The sequence below is a fragment of the Serratia sp. CY44782 genome (genome assembly GCF_052168715.1).
In the GTDB taxonomy this organism is placed as follows: Bacteria; Pseudomonadota; Gammaproteobacteria; order Enterobacterales; family Enterobacteriaceae; genus Serratia; species Serratia nevei.
The window spans coordinates 402,007-419,896 of the sequence record NZ_JBJNME010000004.1; the positions used below are offsets into that span (position 1 = coordinate 402,007).

General features: G+C 62.4%; 16 protein-coding genes. 4 read left to right on the top strand and 12 right to left on the bottom strand.

Translation table 11 applies throughout. The features are described from left to right. Positions 1–5 precede the first annotated feature (5 nt). Genes ACJ8HT_RS10240 through cecR form a run of 4 tightly spaced genes read right to left on the bottom strand, consistent with a single transcriptional unit; the run spans position 6 to position 4,605 of the window. Complete coding sequence (locus ACJ8HT_RS10240) at positions 6–1,160, bottom strand: ABC transporter permease (protein ID WP_038870906.1); 1,155 nt, start codon at positions 1,158–1,160, stop codon at positions 6–8. Next, on the bottom strand, positions 1,157–2,893 hold the full coding sequence (locus ACJ8HT_RS10245; protein ID WP_197652226.1) for an ATP-binding cassette domain-containing protein: 1,737 nt from the start codon (positions 2,891–2,893) through the stop codon (positions 1,157–1,159). Before ACJ8HT_RS10245 ends, ACJ8HT_RS10240 begins: the two co-directional genes overlap by 4 nt. A gap of 8 nt (positions 2,894–2,901) precedes the next feature. After that, complete coding sequence (gene hlyD, locus ACJ8HT_RS10250) at positions 2,902–3,888, bottom strand: secretion protein HlyD (protein WP_197652225.1); 987 nt, start codon at positions 3,886–3,888, stop codon at positions 2,902–2,904. Positions 3,889–3,906: 18 nt separating this feature from the next. After that, on the bottom strand, positions 3,907–4,605 hold the full coding sequence (gene cecR, locus ACJ8HT_RS10255) for a transcriptional regulator CecR (protein ID WP_060420936.1): 699 nt from the start codon (positions 4,603–4,605) through the stop codon (positions 3,907–3,909). A gap of 297 nt (positions 4,606–4,902) precedes the next feature. Between cecR and rhlE the strand changes: the two genes are divergently transcribed. The 3 genes from rhlE (at position 4,903) to dusC (ending at position 8,379) form a co-directional block, all read left to right on the top strand. Then, positions 4,903–6,288 (top strand): ATP-dependent RNA helicase RhlE, encoded by a 1,386-nt coding sequence (gene rhlE / locus ACJ8HT_RS10260; protein ID WP_197652224.1) that lies wholly within the window; start codon positions 4,903–4,905, stop codon positions 6,286–6,288. Between the two features lie 114 nt (positions 6,289–6,402). Then, entirely contained in the window at positions 6,403–7,362 is a 960-nt protein-coding gene (locus ACJ8HT_RS10265; RefSeq protein ID WP_197652223.1) for a D-2-hydroxyacid dehydrogenase family protein, read from the top strand. An 84-nt stretch (positions 7,363–7,446) separates the two neighbouring features. Then, positions 7,447–8,379 carry a tRNA dihydrouridine(16) synthase DusC gene (dusC, locus tag ACJ8HT_RS10270; RefSeq protein WP_038879839.1) on the top strand — a complete coding sequence of 311 codons (933 nt, stop codon included), beginning with the start codon at positions 7,447–7,449 and terminating at the stop codon, positions 8,377–8,379. Between the two features lie 41 nt (positions 8,380–8,420). On the opposite strand, the gene ACJ8HT_RS10275 is transcribed toward dusC, so the two are convergent. The 8 genes from ACJ8HT_RS10275 to ACJ8HT_RS10310 all read right to left on the bottom strand — a co-directional run bounded on the left by ACJ8HT_RS10275 (position 8,421) and on the right by ACJ8HT_RS10310 (position 17,613). Continuing rightward, positions 8,421–8,687: a hypothetical protein gene (locus ACJ8HT_RS10275; RefSeq protein WP_197652222.1), complete on the bottom strand. Its 267-nt coding sequence runs from the start codon at positions 8,685–8,687 to the stop codon at positions 8,421–8,423. Positions 8,688–8,933: 246 nt separating this feature from the next. Beyond that, positions 8,934–9,980, bottom strand: a complete 1,047-nt coding sequence (gene fbpC / locus ACJ8HT_RS10280; RefSeq protein ID WP_038879845.1) for a ferric ABC transporter ATP-binding protein — start codon at positions 9,978–9,980, stop codon at positions 8,934–8,936. Between the two features lie 11 nt (positions 9,981–9,991). After that, positions 9,992–12,070, bottom strand: coding sequence for an ABC transporter permease (locus tag ACJ8HT_RS10285; RefSeq protein WP_197652221.1), 2,079 nt, complete (start codon positions 12,068–12,070; stop codon positions 9,992–9,994). A gap of 67 nt (positions 12,071–12,137) precedes the next feature. Then, positions 12,138–13,169 (bottom strand): ABC transporter substrate-binding protein, encoded by a 1,032-nt coding sequence (locus ACJ8HT_RS10290; RefSeq protein WP_060420945.1) that lies wholly within the window; start codon positions 13,167–13,169, stop codon positions 12,138–12,140. Next, positions 13,166–14,494 carry an MFS transporter family glucose-6-phosphate receptor UhpC gene (gene uhpC, locus ACJ8HT_RS10295; RefSeq protein ID WP_225529591.1) on the bottom strand — a complete coding sequence of 443 codons (1,329 nt, stop codon included), beginning with the start codon at positions 14,492–14,494 and terminating at the stop codon, positions 13,166–13,168. The genes ACJ8HT_RS10290 and uhpC overlap by 4 nt, the downstream gene beginning before the upstream one ends. A 60-nt stretch (positions 14,495–14,554) precedes the next feature. Further along, on the bottom strand, positions 14,555–16,096 hold the full coding sequence (locus ACJ8HT_RS10300) for an MASE1 domain-containing sensor histidine kinase (protein ID WP_060440479.1): 1,542 nt from the start codon (positions 16,094–16,096) through the stop codon (positions 14,555–14,557). Beyond that, on the bottom strand, positions 16,096–16,725 hold the full coding sequence (locus ACJ8HT_RS10305; protein WP_060429699.1) for a response regulator transcription factor: 630 nt from the start codon (positions 16,723–16,725) through the stop codon (positions 16,096–16,098). Before ACJ8HT_RS10305 ends, ACJ8HT_RS10300 begins: the two co-directional genes overlap by 1 nt. 123 nt (positions 16,726–16,848) lie before the next feature. Continuing rightward, a complete protein-coding gene (locus ACJ8HT_RS10310; RefSeq protein ID WP_197652220.1) occupies positions 16,849–17,613 on the bottom strand; it encodes an arylamine N-acetyltransferase in 765 nt (254 codons plus the stop codon). 151 nt (positions 17,614–17,764) lie between these two features. Here ACJ8HT_RS10310 and ACJ8HT_RS10315 point away from each other — a divergent pair. Then, positions 17,765–17,890, top strand: a 126-nt coding sequence (locus ACJ8HT_RS10315; RefSeq protein WP_442520129.1) for an SDR family NAD(P)-dependent oxidoreductase, incomplete at its 3' end; no start/stop codon positions are given.

Here is a 17,890-nt window from a genome sequence, read left to right on the forward strand (position 1 = left end):
TCTCCTCAATCCAGCCGGCGCTGGGTTTTCCAGGCCGTCAGGCCGATGAACACCACGGCGGAAGCGATCAGGAACAGCAGATTGATCAGCAGCACGGTGCCGACGTTGCCCGCCAGGAACAGCGTTTGCAGCGTGCTGACGAAGTAGCGCGCCGGAATGATATAGGTCACCGCACGCACGATGGCCGGCATGCTGTCGATCTGGAAGATGAAGCCGGACAGCATGATCGACGGCAGGAAGGCGGCGTTCAGCGCCACCATCGCCGCATTGAACTGATTGCGGGTGAGGGTGGAGATCAGCAGACCCATGCCGAGGGTGCTGGCGAGGAACAGGCTGCTGATCAGCAGCAGGATCGGCAGGGAGCCGCGATAGGGCACGCCGAGCACCCACACCGCCACCGCCATGCACAGCGCCATGGCGGCCATGCCGAGGAAGTAATAAGGGATCAGCTTGGAGAGCAGCAGCTCGCTGCGCGTCACCTGGGTGGACAGCAGGGCCTCCATGGTGCCGCGCTCCCATTCGCGGGCGATCACCAGCGAGGTGAGGATGGCGCCGATCACCGTCATGATGATGGTGATGGCGCCGGGAATGATGTAGTGCCGGCTGATGGCCGCCGGGTTGAACCAGTAGCGCATCTGTACGTCAATCAGCGGTTTGTCGCTGTTCCCCCGATCGGTGGCGCGCTGCTGCTGCCAAATTTGCCATACGCCCTGGGCATAGCCCTGCACGAAGTTGGCGGTGTTCGGCTCGCTGCCGTCGGTGATGATCTGGATAGGGGCGCTGTCGTGCGGGCGCGCCATGCGCTGGTCGAAATCCACCGGGATCACCACCAGGCCGCGGATCGTGCCGGCCTGCATCTGCTGGATCAGCTGTTGGCGGTTGTCGCTGATGGTCGGTTCGATATAGGGCGAACCGGCGAACGCCTGGGCCAGATCGCGCGCGTCTTCGCTCTGCTGCTCCATCAGAATGCCCAGATGCAGCTTGCTGGAGTCCAGGTTGATGCCGTAGCCGAAGATAAACAGCAGCATCAGCGGGATGACGAAGGCGATCAGGCCGCTGCTGGGATCGCGCAGTATCTGCCGCGTTTCTTTCAGGCACAGCGCGCGCAGCCGGCGCCAGGAGAAGCCGCCGTCGTCGATTGGGGTGCGGTTATCGCTCACCGTGATTCCTCCTCATCGTAACCCTGCACCAGCTCGATAAATGCCTGCTCCATCGAGGGGTTGGGATTGTCGTCGCGCGCCACCTGCTGTTTGAGATCGTCCGGCGTGCCGGCAGCGATGATCTTGCCGCGGTACACCAGGCCGATGCGGTCGCAGTACTCCGCTTCGTCCATAAAGTGGGTGGTCACCATCACCGTGACGCCCTTGTCGACCATGCCGTTGATGTGCAACCAGAACTCGCGCCGCGTCAGCGGATCGACGCCGGAAGTCGGTTCGTCGAGGAACAGGATATCCGGTTCGTGCATCAGCGCGCAGGCCAGCGCCAGGCGCTGTTTGAAGCCGAGCGGCAGCGCGTCCGGCGTCTGATCGAGGATCGGCGCGAAGTTGAAGGCGCGCGACATCTCGTCGATTTTGTCGCGCTGCGCCTTGCCGCTCAGGCCGTAGACGCCGGAGAAGAACTTCAGGTTCTGCGCCACCGTCAGGTTGCCGTACAGCGAGAATTTTTGCGCCATGTAGCCGAGGCGCTGGCGCGCCTGGCCGGAGCTGGTCTTGAGATCCATCCCCAGCACCAGCGCCTTGCCGCTGGAGGGGATCAGCAGGCCGCACATCATTTTAAAGGTGGTGGACTTGCCGGCGCCGTTCGGCCCGAGCAGGCCGAAAATTTCGCCGCGCCGCACCTGGAAATCAACGTGATCGGTAGCGGCGAAGTCGCCGAATTTTTTGGTCAGCTGCACCGCTTCGATCACCGTTTCACCGCTTGCGCCGTTGACGGTCGGCATGATCTCCGCCAGCGCCGAGCGGTGGTTGGGGCCGCCGCCGAGCAGATCGATAAACGCATCCTCGAAGCGCGGATCCGCTTCGTCCAGTTCGGCGTCCGGCAGATCCAGCGCCTGCAACAGCCGGCGGTGATCTTCGCCTTCCTTCAGGATCAGGCGCAGATACTTACCCTGGATCACCCCATCGGTGACCGCCGGCAGGCAGATCGCCCGCTGCAGCAGCGATCGATGGCTGCCGGGGGGCGCGGCGATCAACACCGTGCGCCCGGCCATACGGCGGGTCAGCTCCTGCGGTGCGCCGCTGAACAGCAGCTCGCCCTCGTTGAGCAGCAGCACTTCGCGGCACTGTTCGGCCTCGTCGAGATAAGAGGTGCTCCACAGGATCAGCATGCCGTCGTTGGCCAGTTCGTGCACCATGCGCCACAGCTCGCGGCGCGAGATCGGGTCGACGCCGACGCCCGGCTCATCCAGCAACAGCACTTGAGGTTCGCCCACCAGCGTGCAGGCCAGGCCGAGTTTCTGCTTCATACCGCCGGACAGCTTGCCCGCCAGGCGCTCGGTGAAGCGGGTCAGATCGGTGAATTTCAACAGGCGCTCGAAGGTCTGGCGGCGAAGATCGCCGGTGACGCCGCGCAGATCGGCGTACAGCGTCAGGTTCTCCATCACCGTCAGATCCTCATACAGCCCGAACTTCTGCGGCATGTAGCCGAGGATCGCGTGCAGTTGACGATCCTGCGCGATCGGATCCAGCCCGGCGACCCGCAGTTTGCCGCTGCTGGGCTGTAGCAACCCGGCCAGCATGCGCAGCAGGGTGGTTTTGCCGGCGCCATCCGGGCCGACCAGCCCAATGACCTCGCCGCTGCGCAGGGTGGTGGTCAGGCTGGCGACCGCCGGTTTCTCAAGCGACGGGAAGCGCTTCTCTAGCCCTTCCAGCTCAATGGTGTGCGCCTGTTCCATGGCCGGCCTCAGGGTTTGGCGAAGCGCAGGGTGACCGGCATGCCCTGGCGCAGCGCGTCGTCGGCGTCGGTGACGATCACCCGCAGGCGGTACACCAAATCGGTGCGCAGATCCGGCGTTTCAACGCTTTTCGGCGTGAATTCCGCGGTCGGCGAGACGAAACCGATCTTGCCGTGGTAAGGCTTGTTGGGGCGGCCGTCGGTGTAGATCTCCAGTTCGGTGCCGGGCACCGTCTGGTTCAGGCTGGTTTCGTTGACGTAGGCGCGCACCCACACCGGCCGGGTCAGCGACAGGGTGAAGACCGTGCCGCCGGCGCCGAGCATGGTGCCCGGCTCCACCGCGCGGGTCAGTACCGTACCGGCGGAAGGGGAGACCAGCGTGGCGTCTTGCAGGTTCAACTGCGCCTGTGCCAGCGCCGCCTCGCTCTGTGCCACGTCGGCCTTGGCCTGTTCGATTTCTTGCGGGCGGTTGCCGCTGAGGTATTGCGACAGCTTGTCTTTCGCCGCCTGCAAGTTGGCCTGCGCCTGATTGCGGGCGGTGCGCGCATCCTCCAGCGCGTCGGCGGAGGTGGCGTTTTTCGCCCACAGCCCCTGCTGGCGTTTCAGGAAGCTGTCGGCGTAGGCGAAGGCGGACTGGCGCTGCGCCATTTCCGACCGTACCTGGGCGATCTCTTCGCTGCGGTAGCCGGCCTGCAGCAGCGACAGCTTGGCGCGCGCGCTGCCGACGTTGGCTTCGGCCTGCTGCAGCGCGTTGCGGTAGGGCGCGTCGTCCAGTTTGCCGAGCAGCTGGCCCGGCTGAACGGCATCGCCTTCATCCACCGTCAGCGACGCCAGGCGGCCATCGACGCGAAAGCCGAGGTTCACCGTGCGGATGTCGACGTTGCCGTACAGCGTCAGCGGCTTATCCTGCTGTTGTTGGTAATGCCATACCCCGTAAGCGGCGGCCGCGATCAGCAGAATTAACAACACGATCAAGGCACTGCGTTTTTTGTTCATAACACTCCCTGCCTGAATTTACGCGCCGTGACGTTGGCGCAGCCCGGTAACCAGAATCTCAATATGTTCGCTCAGCACGGCGCCGATCTGCGCCGCTTCGTCCTCGCCAATGGCTTGCCAACCGGCCTGGCGGCGGATGGTTTCGCGCGCCACGCGAAACGACAGCACCTCGCCGATCAGCGCATGGGTATGCAGCACGAGGCGGGTCGCCTGGTCGTCGATGCCGGTCGCGGCCGCCAGCAGGCGGCAGAGCCGCGCGTGCATCGGCGCGATCACCTGGCTGTGGATCAGCGGGTAGGCCTCGGTCGGGGCGAGCTGTTCGCGCGACATGATTTTGCTCAGGTTCAGCGTGTGCGGCTGGGTCATCAGTTCGCTGAAGGCCAGCAGGCCACGCTGCAGCAAACGCAGCGCCGCGTCGGGTGAGCGCTGCGCGGCGGACTGTTGCCAGAAGCGATCGACCTCCTCGGCTAGCGGGGCGAACGCCTGCTGGATGAAATCGGCGAGCGACTGCGCCACGGCCAGGTACAGCCCCTCTTTGGAGCTGAAGTAATAGGTGATGGCGGCGATATTCTGGCCGGCCCGTTGGGCGATGTCGCGGGTGGTGGCGCCTTCCAGGCCGCATTCGCCGAACAGTTCGGTCGCCGCGGCGAGCAGCTGCCGGCGCGTTTGCTCGCCGCGCGCTCGGCCGGCGGCCTGATGAGGGACGGAAGCTGGCATGGGGCACGCTCAAAGTTAATCAATCATATGATTAACTTTATGCCAGATTGTTTAAAACGCAACCTCTAATCACAATGAGTTATGTGATCGGCTTCAGACAATGCTGAATTTACGGCAGATTGTGCTCTGGGTGCGTAAAAGTGCTTTTTATTGCGCGACTTCTGTTACAATCGCCGCCTGGTGCACTGCAGTTTGTGCCAATCCCTCGTGGTCATGCTTAATGCCCCGTCTGATCATCCTCCCAGGAAACTGCACCGAACACCGTTAGGTTAGGGGGGATCTGGAGTTTTTCTCTTTATGTCATTTGAAACCCTCGGCTTAAGTGCTGAAATTGTGCGCGCTGTTGAAGAACAGGGCTATCGCGAACCGACGCCAATTCAGCGTCAGGCTATCCCTGTCGTGCTGGAAGGTCGTGACCTGATGGCCAGCGCCCAGACCGGCACCGGTAAAACCGCCGGTTTTACCCTGCCGCTGTTGCAGCTGCTGAGCAAGCATGACCATCCGGTCAAGGGCCGTCGCCCGGTGCGCGCGCTGATCCTGACGCCAACCCGTGAGCTGGCGGCGCAGATCGGCGAAAACGTCGATGCCTACAGCAAACACCTGCGCCTGCGTTCGCTGGTGGTGTTTGGCGGCGTGAGCATCAACCCGCAGATGATGAAGCTGCGCGGTGGCGTCGATATCCTGGTGGCAACGCCGGGCCGTCTGCTGGATCTGGAACATCAGAACGCGGTTGACCTGTCCAAAATCGAAATTCTGGTGCTGGACGAAGCGGACCGCATGCTGGACATGGGCTTTATCCACGACATCCGCCGCGTGCTGGCCAAGCTGCCCGCCAAGCGTCAGAACCTGCTGTTCTCCGCGACCTTCTCCGACGACATCAAGGCGCTGGCCAACAAGCTGCTGCACAACCCGGCTTCGGTAGAAGTGGCGCGCCGCAACACCGCGTCTGAGCAGATCGAGCAGAGCGTGCACTTCGTCGACAAGAAGCGTAAGCGGGAACTGCTGTCGCAGATGATCGGCGAAGGCGACTGGAAACAGGTGCTGGTGTTTACCCGCACCAAGCACGGCGCCAACCACCTGGCGGAGCAGCTGAACAAAGACGGCATCACCGCAGCGGCGATCCACGGAAACAAGAGCCAGGGCGCCCGTACCCGTGCGCTGGCCGACTTCAAAGACGGCCGCATCCGCGTGCTGGTGGCGACCGACATCGCGGCGCGCGGCCTGGATATCGACCAGCTGCCGCACGTGGTGAACTACGAGCTGCCTAACGTGCCGGAAGACTACGTGCACCGCATCGGCCGTACCGGCCGTGCGGAGCGCACCGGCGAAGCTATCTCGCTGGTGTGCGTGGATGAGCACAAGCTGCTGCGCGACATCGAGCGGCTGCTGAAGCGTGAAATTCCACGCATCGCGCTGCCGGGTTACGATCCGGATCCGACCATCAAGGCCGAGCCGATCATCAACGGCCGTCAGGGTGGCGGGCGCGGCGCCCCGCGCGGCAACGGCGGTGGCCAGCGTTCCGGTAACGGCGGCGGTCAGCGCAGCGGCAACGCGAACGGCGGCCAGCGTGAAAACCGCGGCAACGGCAACGGCAACGGTAACGCCCGCCCGCAGGGTGATGGCCAGCGCCGTTCCGGCGCACCGGCTTCGCGTCGCCCACGCAACCGCAAACCGGCTGAATAAGCCTGATTGCTCAAAGAGTAAGCCGCCGATACGGGCGGCTTTTTTTTTGCCTGGCGGAACGGCATTTTCGTACTAGGCTGGACGGTGGCTAACCCTACATTCCAGGAGACGGAGATGAAATTGAAGTGCGCAATTCTCGATGATTACCAGCAGGTGGCGCTCAAGATGGCAGACTGGTCGGCGCTGGCCGATCGGGTGGAGGTGTCCGCCATCAGCGCGCACTTTACCGATGAAACGGAGCTGGCGGTGCATCTGCAGGAGTGCGACATTCTGGTCATCATGCGCGAGCGCACGCCGATGACCGCCTCGCTGCTGGCGCGGCTGCCGAAGCTGAAGCTGCTGATCACCTCCGGCATGCGCAACGCTTCTATCGATTTGGCCGCGGCCGCCGAGCGCGGCGTAGTGGTGTGCGGCACCCGCAGCGGATCGGCGGCGCCGATGGAGCTGACCTGGGCGCTGCTGCTCGGGCTGGCGAAGCATATCGTGCCGGAAAGCGTCGGGCTGAAAAACAACGGCCCGTGGCAGCGGGATCTCGGCGTTACTCTGCAGGGGAAAACGCTGGGGCTGCTGGGGCTGGGCAAGATCGGCGGCCAGATGGCCAAGGTGGCGCAGGCGTTCGGCATGCGGGTGCTGGCCTGGAGCCAGAACCTGACGGCGGAACGGGCGGCGCAGGAGGGGGCCCTGTTGGCGCCGTCCAAACGGGCGCTGTTCGAGCAGAGCGATTTTGTCTCTATCCACCTGGTGTTGAGCGATCGCAGCCGCGGGCTGGTGGGGCGCGACGAATTGACGGCGATGAAGCCCACCGCTTACCTGATCAACACCGCGCGTGCGGGCATCGTCGATCGGGCGGCATTGGTGGACGTGCTGCAACAGCGGAAGATCGCCGGCGCCGGGCTGGACGTGTTCGAGACGGAGCCGCTGCCGGCCGACGATGCGTTTCGTCAGCTGCCCAACGTGCTGGCGACGCCGCACGTGGGTTACGTGGCGGACGACAACTACCGCGCCTACTTCACCGAGGCGGTCGAGGACATTGCGGCATTCCTCGCCGGCCAACCGATCCGCCGGCTGGGCTGACGGCGCTTTTAATGCCCGCAGAGGCTTGTCTGGCGCGGGCATTCACCCGTATCATTGCGGGTCTTTTTTTAGCTGGGATTGGTCATGCGCGTATTATTGGCTCCGATGGAGGGCGTTCTCGATTCTTTGGTGCGTGAGTTGCTCACCGACGTGAACGACTACGATCTGTGCATCACCGAATTTTTGCGCGTGGTCGATCAGCTGCTGCCGGCCAAATCGTTCTACCGGCTGTGCCCGGAACTGCGCCACGCCAGCCGCACGCCGTCGGGCACGCTGGTGCGCGTACAGCTGCTGGGGCAGTACCCACAGTGGCTGGCGGAGAACGCCGCGCGCGCGGTGGAATTGGGCTCTTACGGCGTCGATCTCAACTGCGGCTGCCCGTCCAAGCTGGTGAACGGCAGCGGTGGCGGGGCGACGCTGCTCAAAGATCCGGAATTGATCTACCAGGGCGCCAAAGCGATGCGCGCGGCGGTGCCGGCCCATCTGCCGGTCACGGTGAAGGTGCGCCTGGGCTGGGACTCCTCCAGCCGCAGTTTTGAAATCGCCGATGCGGTGCAACAGGCGGGCGCCAGCGAGCTGACGGTGCACGGCCGCACCAAAGAGGACGGCTATAAGGCGGATCGCATCAACTGGGCGGCGATCGGCGAGATCCGTCAGCGGCTGAGCATCCCGGTGATCGCCAACGGCGAGATCTGGGATTACCAGAGCGCGCAGGATTGCCTGCAGGCGACCGGCTGTGACGCCATCATGCTGGGGCGCGGCGCGCTCAACGTGCCAAACCTGAGCCGGGTGGTGAAGTACAACGAACCGCGCATGCCCTGGCCGCAGGTGGTTGAGCTGCTGCAAAAATACGTCCATCTGGAAAAGCAGGGCGACACCGGCCTGTATCATGTGGCGCGCATCAAACAGTGGCTGGGTTATTTGCGCAAAGAATATGACGAAGCCACCGAACTGTTCAGCGAAATACGCGCGCTGACGACATCGGGGGATATTGCGCGCGTCATCTGCCGTAGCTAAAAATAAACCCGCACGCGGCGGGTTTATTTAAATCGGTATTATCAGGCGGCTTTGTCGAGACGGTTCAATTCTATCTCGATATCCTGAATGGTTTTTTCCAGCCCTTCCAGGCAGGCACCCTGTTTATTCAACAGGTCGTTAATGGCTTCGGCGAATGCCTTATTTTTGCATTCCCCCTGATCGAAGTCCAGCCAGTGTGCGGAGAGCGTTTCGGTGTTCGACTGCGCATAGTGGCGCATTTCCTTCAGCTGGGAAGCGACGTTGCGTAAATTATCCAGCTGCGCCTGTGCGTTTGCATTGTTGCTCATGAATTTCTCCTTGAGTTGGCCGTTAAATAATTTCTACTGCGGGATTAAGCTTACCCCATCTAAATAAAAATATCACCCTTGGTGGCCCAGGTGGTTATTTTTTAATGGATTGGGATATATTTATTTCTTGGCTGAACAAGAACTTGGGTGGAATTGTAAAAATAGATAAATACGGTTTTTTTGTCGGTTATTTACGGCCATTCCATGAGGAATGACCGTTATTCTAACGCTTAAGAGTGATGCTTATTATGCCGCGTCCGCCAGCATAAACATGCCGTAGGGGTGAATTTCCAGATAATAATGTTCGCCGACGTTGGGCTGCAGGCGAGTAGCGTTAACCTGCAGCAAAATCTGCTGCCCATGCCACGCCACCGTGACTTCATACTGCGGCCCCATGTAGGCGACATGCTGGATCACGCAGCGCTGGCTTTCCTCGCCGTGCTCGCTCAGCGTGATCGCTTCCGGCCGCACGCCCACCGTGCCGGCGCCTTCGGTGGCAAAGTGCGCGGGACGCGGCAGGCGATAGCCGCTGATATCGACATAGTCCGCGCTGAAGCCGGCCGGGAACAGGTTGGCGTCCCCCATAAAGCTCGCCATAAAGCGCGACGCCGGCTGCCGATAGAGATCCTGCGGCGAGCCTATCTGCATGATATGCCCCTTGTTCATCACCAGCACGGTGTCTGAGACCGCGAAAGCCTCGCTCTGATCGTGAGTGACGTACAGCGACGTGATATCAAACTGCTTTTGCAGTTCGCGGATCTTTTCGCGCATGCTGCGGCGCAGGTTGGCGTCGAGGTTGCTCAACGGCTCGTCGAACAACAGCACTTTCGGCTTGAGGATCAGCGCGCGCGCCAGCGCCACGCGCTGCTGTTGGCCGCCGGAGATCTGATCGACATAGCGATCGTCGAACCCTGCCAGATCCACCATCGCCAGCGCTTCCTGCACGCGAGCTTTCACTTCGGCGCGCGGAATGCCGAGCATCTTCAGCCCATAGCCGACGTTTTCTCCCAGCGACATGTGCGGGAACAGGGCATAAGACTGAAACACCATGCAGATGTCACGCTGTTGGATGGAACGATGGGTAACGTCTTCGCCATCAATGAATATTTGCCCGTCGCTCGGTTTCTCCAGCCCGGCGACCAGGCGCAAAATGGTGGTCTTGCCGCAGCCGGAAGGGCCGAGCAGCGTCACCATCTGCCCCCGAGGGATGGTGAGCGTGATGTTATCGATCACCGTGTTGCTGCCGAACCGTTTGGAGACGTTGCGCAGTTCAACGAAATTTTTCTGGCTCATCATGGGCTCCATTACGCCTGGTTTTTGGCTTTTGAACGGGAGATGCGTGCCTCGCCGATCAGCCAGTCAAAGAGGAAAATAATCGCCAGCATCACCACGATCAGAATTGAACCGTAGGCGATCGCCACGCCGTATTCGCCGTCTTCCACGCGGTTGAGGATGTAGGCGGTGGCCACGCGGGTATCGGGCGTCACCAGGAAAACGATGGCGCTGACGGTGGTGATGGCGCGCACGAAGCTGTAGATCAGCGCCGACAGGATCGCCGGGCGCAGCAGCGGCAGCAGGATGTGCGTAATGGTGCGCAGCGAGCCGGCGCGCAGGCTGAGCGAGGCTTCGTCCAGCGATTTGTCTATCTGGCCCAGCCCGGCGATCCCGGCGCGAATGCCCACCGGCACGTTGCGCATCACCATCGAGATAATCACGATGGCGGCCGTCCCGGTGAGGTACACCGGTGCGCTGTTGAAGGCGAGAATGTAAGAGACGCCCGCCACGGTGCCCGGCACCGCAAAACACAGCATGGTGGTGAACTCGATGGTCTTTTTGCCCCTGAACTGCTGGCGCACCACGATCCAGGCGATCAGCAGGCCGAAGGCGGCGGTGATCGGCGCGGCGATCGCGGCGTACAGCAGCGTGTCGAGCAGCGAAGGCCACGCGCCGTCGCTCATGCCCTGGCCGAACAGCTTGATGAAGTTATCCAGCGTCAGCGTGTAATCCACTCCCCAGTTGACGGTGAAGCTGCCGTAGAAAATGCTGCCGTAGAGCAGGGCGTTAAAGGCTACCCACACCGCCAGCAACGCGATCACGCCCCACACCAGCGTGACCGGCAGCGGCTGTACGTCGCCGCGATAGGATTTGCCGGACACGGTGACGTAGGAACGCTTGCCGATCCACAGGTACTGGATGCAGAACACCAGCAGCGAGAACAGCAGCAGGAAGGCGCCGAGGGTGCTGGCGGCCTGATAGTCGAGCTGCGAGCCGGTGATGTAGAAATAGATTTGCGTCGCCAGCACGTCGAAGTTGCCGCCGAGCACCAGCGGGTTGCTGAAGTCGGCCAGCGATTGCACCACCACGATCAGAAACGCGTTGGCCAGCGGCGGTTTCAGCAGCGGCACGAACACGCCGTTAAAGGTTTGCCAACGGCTGGCGCGCAGGGTGTAGGAGGCTTCTTCCAGCGAAGGATGAATGGTCTTGATCGCGCCGTCGAGGATCATGAACGCCATCGGCGTGAACGCCAGCACCTGCGCCAGCCAGATGCCGGTAAAGCCGTACAGCCAGTTGGTGTTGGTCAGGCCGAACCAGGCCACCATCCACTCGGTGACGTAGCCGGAGCGCCCCATCATCAGCGTGACGCCCAGGCCGACGACGAACGGCGGCGTGACGATGGGCAGGATGGAGAAGATGCGGCCGATAATGGCGCTGCGCTTGGCGATGCGGGTGGTGTAAATCGCCAGCACCAGGCCGAAGAAGGTGCAGCCGGCGCCGACCGCGATCGACAGGGCGATGGAGTTGAGGATCACCTGAACGATATGCGCCTGCGACAGCACGTTCATAAACGCCAGCGGCGCGAATGCCCCCGCCTGGTCGGTGAACATCGGAATGAAAATCGCGATGCTCGGCCAGACGATGAAGACGCCGATCAGCGCCACGATGGTGACCAGCGCACCGATAACGAAACGGTCGCCGCCCAGCCATTCGAGGCGGGTCAGCGCCAGCGTCATGATGGCGCCCAGCGCGGTCAATTGCACCAGGGTGGCGTAGCCTAGACCGCGCCCCGTCACCGTGGCGCTGACGACGATAAAGGCCATGCACAGCAGCGCCCAGCCGGCATCGAACGCGTGGCGCCGCCGCCGTTCACCGCCCGCCGAGGCGTAAGGGCGAAGCAGCAGCAGGCTCGGCAACAGGCACCATAGCCAGCTGACATTGCGGTGTGACCAGCCGTAGGCCGCGAGGATTTCATCGCCGGTGGACTCCAGCAGGCCGTAATCCAGGCTCCAGCTCGGCAGCAGGGCGAACGCCAGCCAGCCAAGCAAGACCCAAAGGAATATCGCATCTCGTTTTTTCACGAGATGGAGTGCATGTGTATGTGACATAAGTTTCCCGGATGTTCAGGCCGGGTAAGGCGTGAGGCTTACCCGGCAACAGGCGCAGAATGTGGGCTTATTTACCCATCTTGACTTCGCTGACCCATTTATTGATCAGCGCCTTGCGGACCTCGGTCGAGCCGTACTTGTCCATGTCGTAGTTGATCAGCTTCAGGTCGTCGAGCTTCAGCGAGTTCGGCGAGGTAGCGGCGGTGGTGTTGGTCAGGATCTGATAGGACTTGCCTTTCTGCCATGCCAGTTCCTGCGCCTCTTTCGACAGCACCCAATCCACAAACAGCTTGGCGTTGTCGAGGTTACGTGCGCCTTTGAGGATGCTGACGCCGCCGATTTCGTAGCCGGTGCCTTCACAAGGCGAGATCAGCTCAAGCGGCGCGCCCTGTTCTTTTTCGAGTGAGTAGTCATGCAGGAAACCGATGCCGATCGCCGTTTCACCGCGGGCGGCGTTGCGCGCCGGGGCAATGCCGGACTTGGTGTACTGCGAGACGTTGGCGTTCAGCTGCTTGAGGTAATCGAAGGCCTGATCGTCTCCCCACAGCTGGGCAAAGGTCGCCAGCGCGGTATAGGCGGTGCCGGAGCTCTGCGGATCGGCGATTTGAATCTCGCCTTTGTATTCCGGTTTGGTCAGGTCTTTCCAGCACTTGGGCACCGGCAGGTTTTTCTCTTTCAGGCGCTGGGTATTGACGCCGAAGCCGAGAATGCCGACGTAGACCGCCGAGGAGTAGTTGCCTTTCAGCTTCGCCGGGTCGCGGAATTGTTGCATCACCTGTTCGAGGTTCGGCGATTTGTAGGGCTGCAGCAGCCCCATTTCACCGGCCTGGGATTGCGGATCGAGCGTGCCGCCGTACCAGACGTCCGCCTGCGGGTTTTTCTTCTCGGCGTCCACTTTCGCCAGCGTGCTGCCGGAGCCGTTGCGGATGAACGAGGTTTTCACGTCATATTTCTCGCCGAAGGCTTTGGTCTCCGCTTCGCACATTTCATTGGTGGCGCTGCAGTAAACCACCAGGCGGCCCTTGGCGTGCGCGGCGCCGCTCAGCGTGGCCAGCGCGATGCCGGAAGCTATCAGAGTCGTGACCCACATTTTTTTCATTGTTTTATCCTTCTCTCGGTAGAGGTGGCGACGCTCGCCATCAGCAGCGGCATCAGCAATAAACCCATAAGAACGGCGGCGATCGACAGCAAACTGAACATGCCTGACCAGCCGTAGCCTTCGATGACCTGCGACAGCGGCCAGCCCGCCAGCGCTGCCCCCAGGTAGGCGAACAGGCCGAGAAAACCGGTGATGGAGCCCGCTGCGCCTTTGTGCCCGCATTCCACGGCGGCGAGGCCAATCAGCATCTGCGGGCCGAAGACAAAAAAGCCCACCGTAAAGAAACAGCCCGCCAGCAGCGCGTAGTGATGCACCGGCGCCAGCCACAGCGCGGCGACGGAAACCATCAGCCCGAGCGTGAACAGCAAAATCATCGGCGCGCGCTGCCCGCCGAACAGCACATCCGAACCCCAGCCGGCGAACAGCGCGCCGAGCAGGCCGCCTATCTCGAACAGCATCACCGTGGCGTTGGCGCTGAGCAGGTTAACGCCGTGGCTTTCGGTCAGCCAGAGATTGCCCCAGTCGTTCAACGCGATGCGGATCAGGTAGACCAGCACGTAAGAGACGCCGAGCAGCCAGATCATCGGGTTCTTCAGCATCGTGGTGCGCAACATCTGCCACAGCCCCATCGGCGGGCTTTGCTGTTCCTGGCGCAGCTCCAGCGGATCGTGGCGCCACTGGCCGACCGACGGCAGGCCTTCTTCCTGCGGCGTGCCTGTCAGCTGCTGCGTGAGCCAGAGGCCCAACACCATGCTGACGGCGCCCGGGATCAGCATCGCCGCCTGCCAGCCCCAGCGCTGGGCAGCGAAGGCGCTGATCAGCGGCACGATCGCGCCGCCGAGGTTGATCGACATGTTCCAGCAGCCCCACCAGAAGCCGCGCTCGTTGCGCGAATACCAGTGGGTCAGCAGCCGCGCGCAGGGCGGCCAGCCCCAGCCCTGAAAGAAGCCGTTCAGCGCCCAGACCGCCAGCAGCAGCGTCAGCGATTCGCCGAAGGCAAACGCCACGTTCAGCAAGCCGGTGGCGAACAGGCCGATCCCCATAAACCTGCGCTGCCCGTGGCCGTCGTGCCACAGCCCGGCGGCGAATTTCGACAGGCCGTAGCTCAGGTAAAACAGCGAGCCGAGCAGGCCGATGTCCCCTTTATCCAGGCCCAAATCCGTTTGCAGCGCCGGCAGCACGTAATTCACGCTTTTGCGCGTCAGGTAAAAGGCGGCGTACCCGATGACCATGTACAGCAGCAGTCGCGGGCGCAGCGCGCGGTAACGATGATCGATTTCAGATGCCGAGCGTGCCTGCATAGCCGCCTCCCTGGTGGTGACTATAAGAAGGTGAAAGGGAAAGGGGATGAGATAAAGTCCGGAGTGGCTAAGACTTTTTCCTAGTTAGCCGGCGGTTTGTTGCAAATTTGTGGGCAGGTTAACAATTACCCGCGTGCCGCACTGCGTTTCCAGCGTCAGCTCGCCGCCCAGCGCGCTGACCCGCTCGCGCATCCCCTGAATGCCGAGGCCGGGCACCTTGTCCGCACGGATGCCGATGCCGTTGTCCCGTACCTCGAGGTGCAAAAGCGGCCCCTGTTGATACAAAACGATGGCGACTTCGCTGGCCTCGGCGTGTTTGCACACGTTGTTGAGCAGTTCTTGCAGCAGGCGGTAGAGGGTGAAGCGCACCGTTTCGCCGGCGGGCGTGTCGCTCAGCCGGTAATCGAAACGGCAGTGGATGCCCCGTTCGGCAAAGGCGAATTCGCTTAGCAGGTGGTGAAGCGCCTCTTTGAACGCCAGCTCGTCCAGCGCGGGCGGCCGAAGCTGGCGCAGCAGCTGGCGCGTGGAGTGATGAATGCGCCGGGCGAGCTCGCCTATCTGGTGCGCGGCGGCCTGGGTTTGCGCCGGATCGTGCGCCCGTTTGACCAGCTGCGACTGGATTTGAATCGCGGTGATGTTCTGGCCGATTTCATCGTGCAGCTCGCGCGCTAGGTTTTTCCGCGTGTCTTCTTCGGTGTGGATCAGTTTTTCGGTCAGTGCCCGCCGCGCCGCCAGCTCTTCTTCCAGGCGACGCTGATAGTGGTGCAGGTTTTGCGCCAGGTGCTGCTGGCGGCTGATGGCGATGCCCAGGCCGATGCCGAGCAGCGCCTGCGTCGCCAGAAAGATTTCCAGCTCGACCAGGTTGCCGAACCCCACGCCGACCTGCCGGGCGAGGGTGATCATCATGCTGCCGAGCAGGCCAGACAGCACACCGCCCTGCCAGCCGAACTTCCACGCCATCACCACGTTCGGCAGAAACACCACGATCAGCAGCAGGCGCTCGATTTCCGGCGACAGCACCATCTGCGTACCGATGCCGATAACGAAAAACAGGCTGCACCAGATGATTAAGGACGCGCGCAGCGGCGGGTTGGGGGTGTCCAGCCCCAGCAGGTGGTAACGGTGCTGCTGGCGCAGAAATTCAAAGATCAGATAGACGAACGGGGTCAGCAAGACGCCGCCGGTAAACGACGCCAGGCCAAGCAGCATCGCCGGGCTTGGCACAAACGGTGAAAGCAGGGCAGTGTTGAGCAACGAGGCGGCGGTCACCGCAGCCAGCAGCAGCGTCAGCCGCTGCCAGTAGAGCGGAAAACGGTGCCAGAGTCGTTGCGCTACCGCAGCCGGAAACAGGGTGATAAACGGCGCGGCCAGCAGGCCGTAGCCGCTCAGCAGGCGTTCGCCGTGCAGCCAGAACAGCAGCAGGATCGGCGGCACGATCAAGGCGGGCCAATAGCGACGCGCCAGCAGGATCAGCAGCGCGAGATAGACGCCGTGCGGCAGAAACAGCGCCGCCTGGTTGCCGTTGCGGGTCAGATAGAAACCGAGCGTCCACAGCATCAGCCAGCCGCTGCCCCAGGCCAACAGAATAAACAGCGAGATAACCCAGGGCCGGAAGCGGGGCGACATCAATGCCCCGCCAGCAGCTGATGGTCGAGAGCGAAATGCACCAGCTCGATGGTGCTGTTGCACTGCAGCTTGCCCAGGACGTTGGCGCGATGCACGTGCACCGTTTTATGGCTGAGATCGAGCTTGAAAGCGATCTCCTTTACGCTGTCGCCTTTGACCAGCAGATCGAAGATTTCACGCTCGCGTGGGGTCAGCACTTCCAGCGCGGTGGCCGGCCGCTCGCCGCCGCGCAGCGCACGCAGCGCGTCGGCGCACAGGTAATGGCCACCCATATCGACGGAACGCACCGCCTGCACCAGCTCTTCCGGCCCGCAGCGTTTGGTCAGATAGCCGCTGGCGCCGGCGTCCAGCGCGCTCTGCACGAAGGTGGGGGAGTCATAGATGCTGAGGATGATCGCGCGGAACTGCGGCTTCTGCGCCCGCAGGCGTTTCAACAGGCTGAGGCCGTTTTCATCCGGCATGGCGATATCCATCACCGCGACGTTGACGTCGTCGCGCAGCAATGCCGGCCAGGCCGCCGCCGCGCTGCTGTATTGCCCCACCACGTCGAGATCGTCCTCGAGGTTGAGCAACTGCGCAAAGCCGGAGCGCACCACCACATGGTCATCCACCAGTATCACACGGATCATTTTTCGCACTCTGTTGCCGAATCATGGCCCTATGATGCCTGCCGCCGCGGTGCTGGCAATCAGCCAAGCGCGGTTATGCAATCGGTGTAACAGAATCGTAATAAAAGGGCGCCGCCGGCGCCCTCAACGATCCAAATCGATGGCGAAATGCTGCCACAGCGCGGCGCGCCGTTCCTCTTCCGAATGCAACGTCGTTTCGTGGCGCTGGTGATCTTCGGTCACGATCAGCTTCATGTCGCTGAGGGTCACCCGGCCGTGGTCCGTCGGCCGTGAACACACCAGGCGCTGGGTGAAATGCGACTGCGGCGAGGTGCTGTGGAAGCGGCACATCTCGTCGAACTCGTGCAGCTCGCGTGGCTGAACGGTAAAGCGATACAGGGTTTTGGCATGCGAACGTTGGTCGCCGTTGCGGCGCTCCAGCAGGTAATACTCGCCTTCCCGTTCCAGGTGGAAGGTGCCGCTGGCCTGCGGTTGCGGCTCGGCGATGACGATCTTCAGCGGCGTCAGGAAGGAATCGCCGAAACCGACGTCTACCAGCCATGCTTGATCTTCCAGATCCACCCGCAGCGCCAGGTGGTCGTAGGGCGGGCCGAAATGGCCGTCGCGCGCGCGGATCTCGCCGGAGATGAAGCTCACCTTGAAACCGATCTCGCGCAGCAGCAGAGCGAACAGCGTGTTCAGCTCATAACAGAAACCGCCGCGGTTGCGCTCGACCACCTTGCTGAACAGCGCCTCCGGCGTCAGCCGGATGCCCTGATGATAAATAATGCTCAGATTCTCGAACGGGACGCTCAGCATGTGGCGATGGTGCAGCTGTTGCAACGTGGGGAGGTCAGGGCGGGCGGCGCCGGTAAAGCCGATATGCTGCAGGTAGCGTTGGGTATCCACAGGGTGTCTCGCATGAGAAAAAGTAGGCATAAAATAGCGGGCTTTGCGGCGTTTGTGAGCGCATTACGTGCTGCGCTGTCGCTGCTGCCGCAAACTGTCACCGGTCGGCGCTAGCCTGTTCCCCTGAGTTCAACGTTGCAGGAGAGCGGTTATGCAAGATTTCAAACATCGGGTGGCGCTGGTGACCGGCGCTTCCACCGGCATCGGCGAAGCGATCGCCGCCGAGCTGTTTCGGCGTGGCGCCACGGTGGTGATGACCGGCCGCCACACTGCGCCT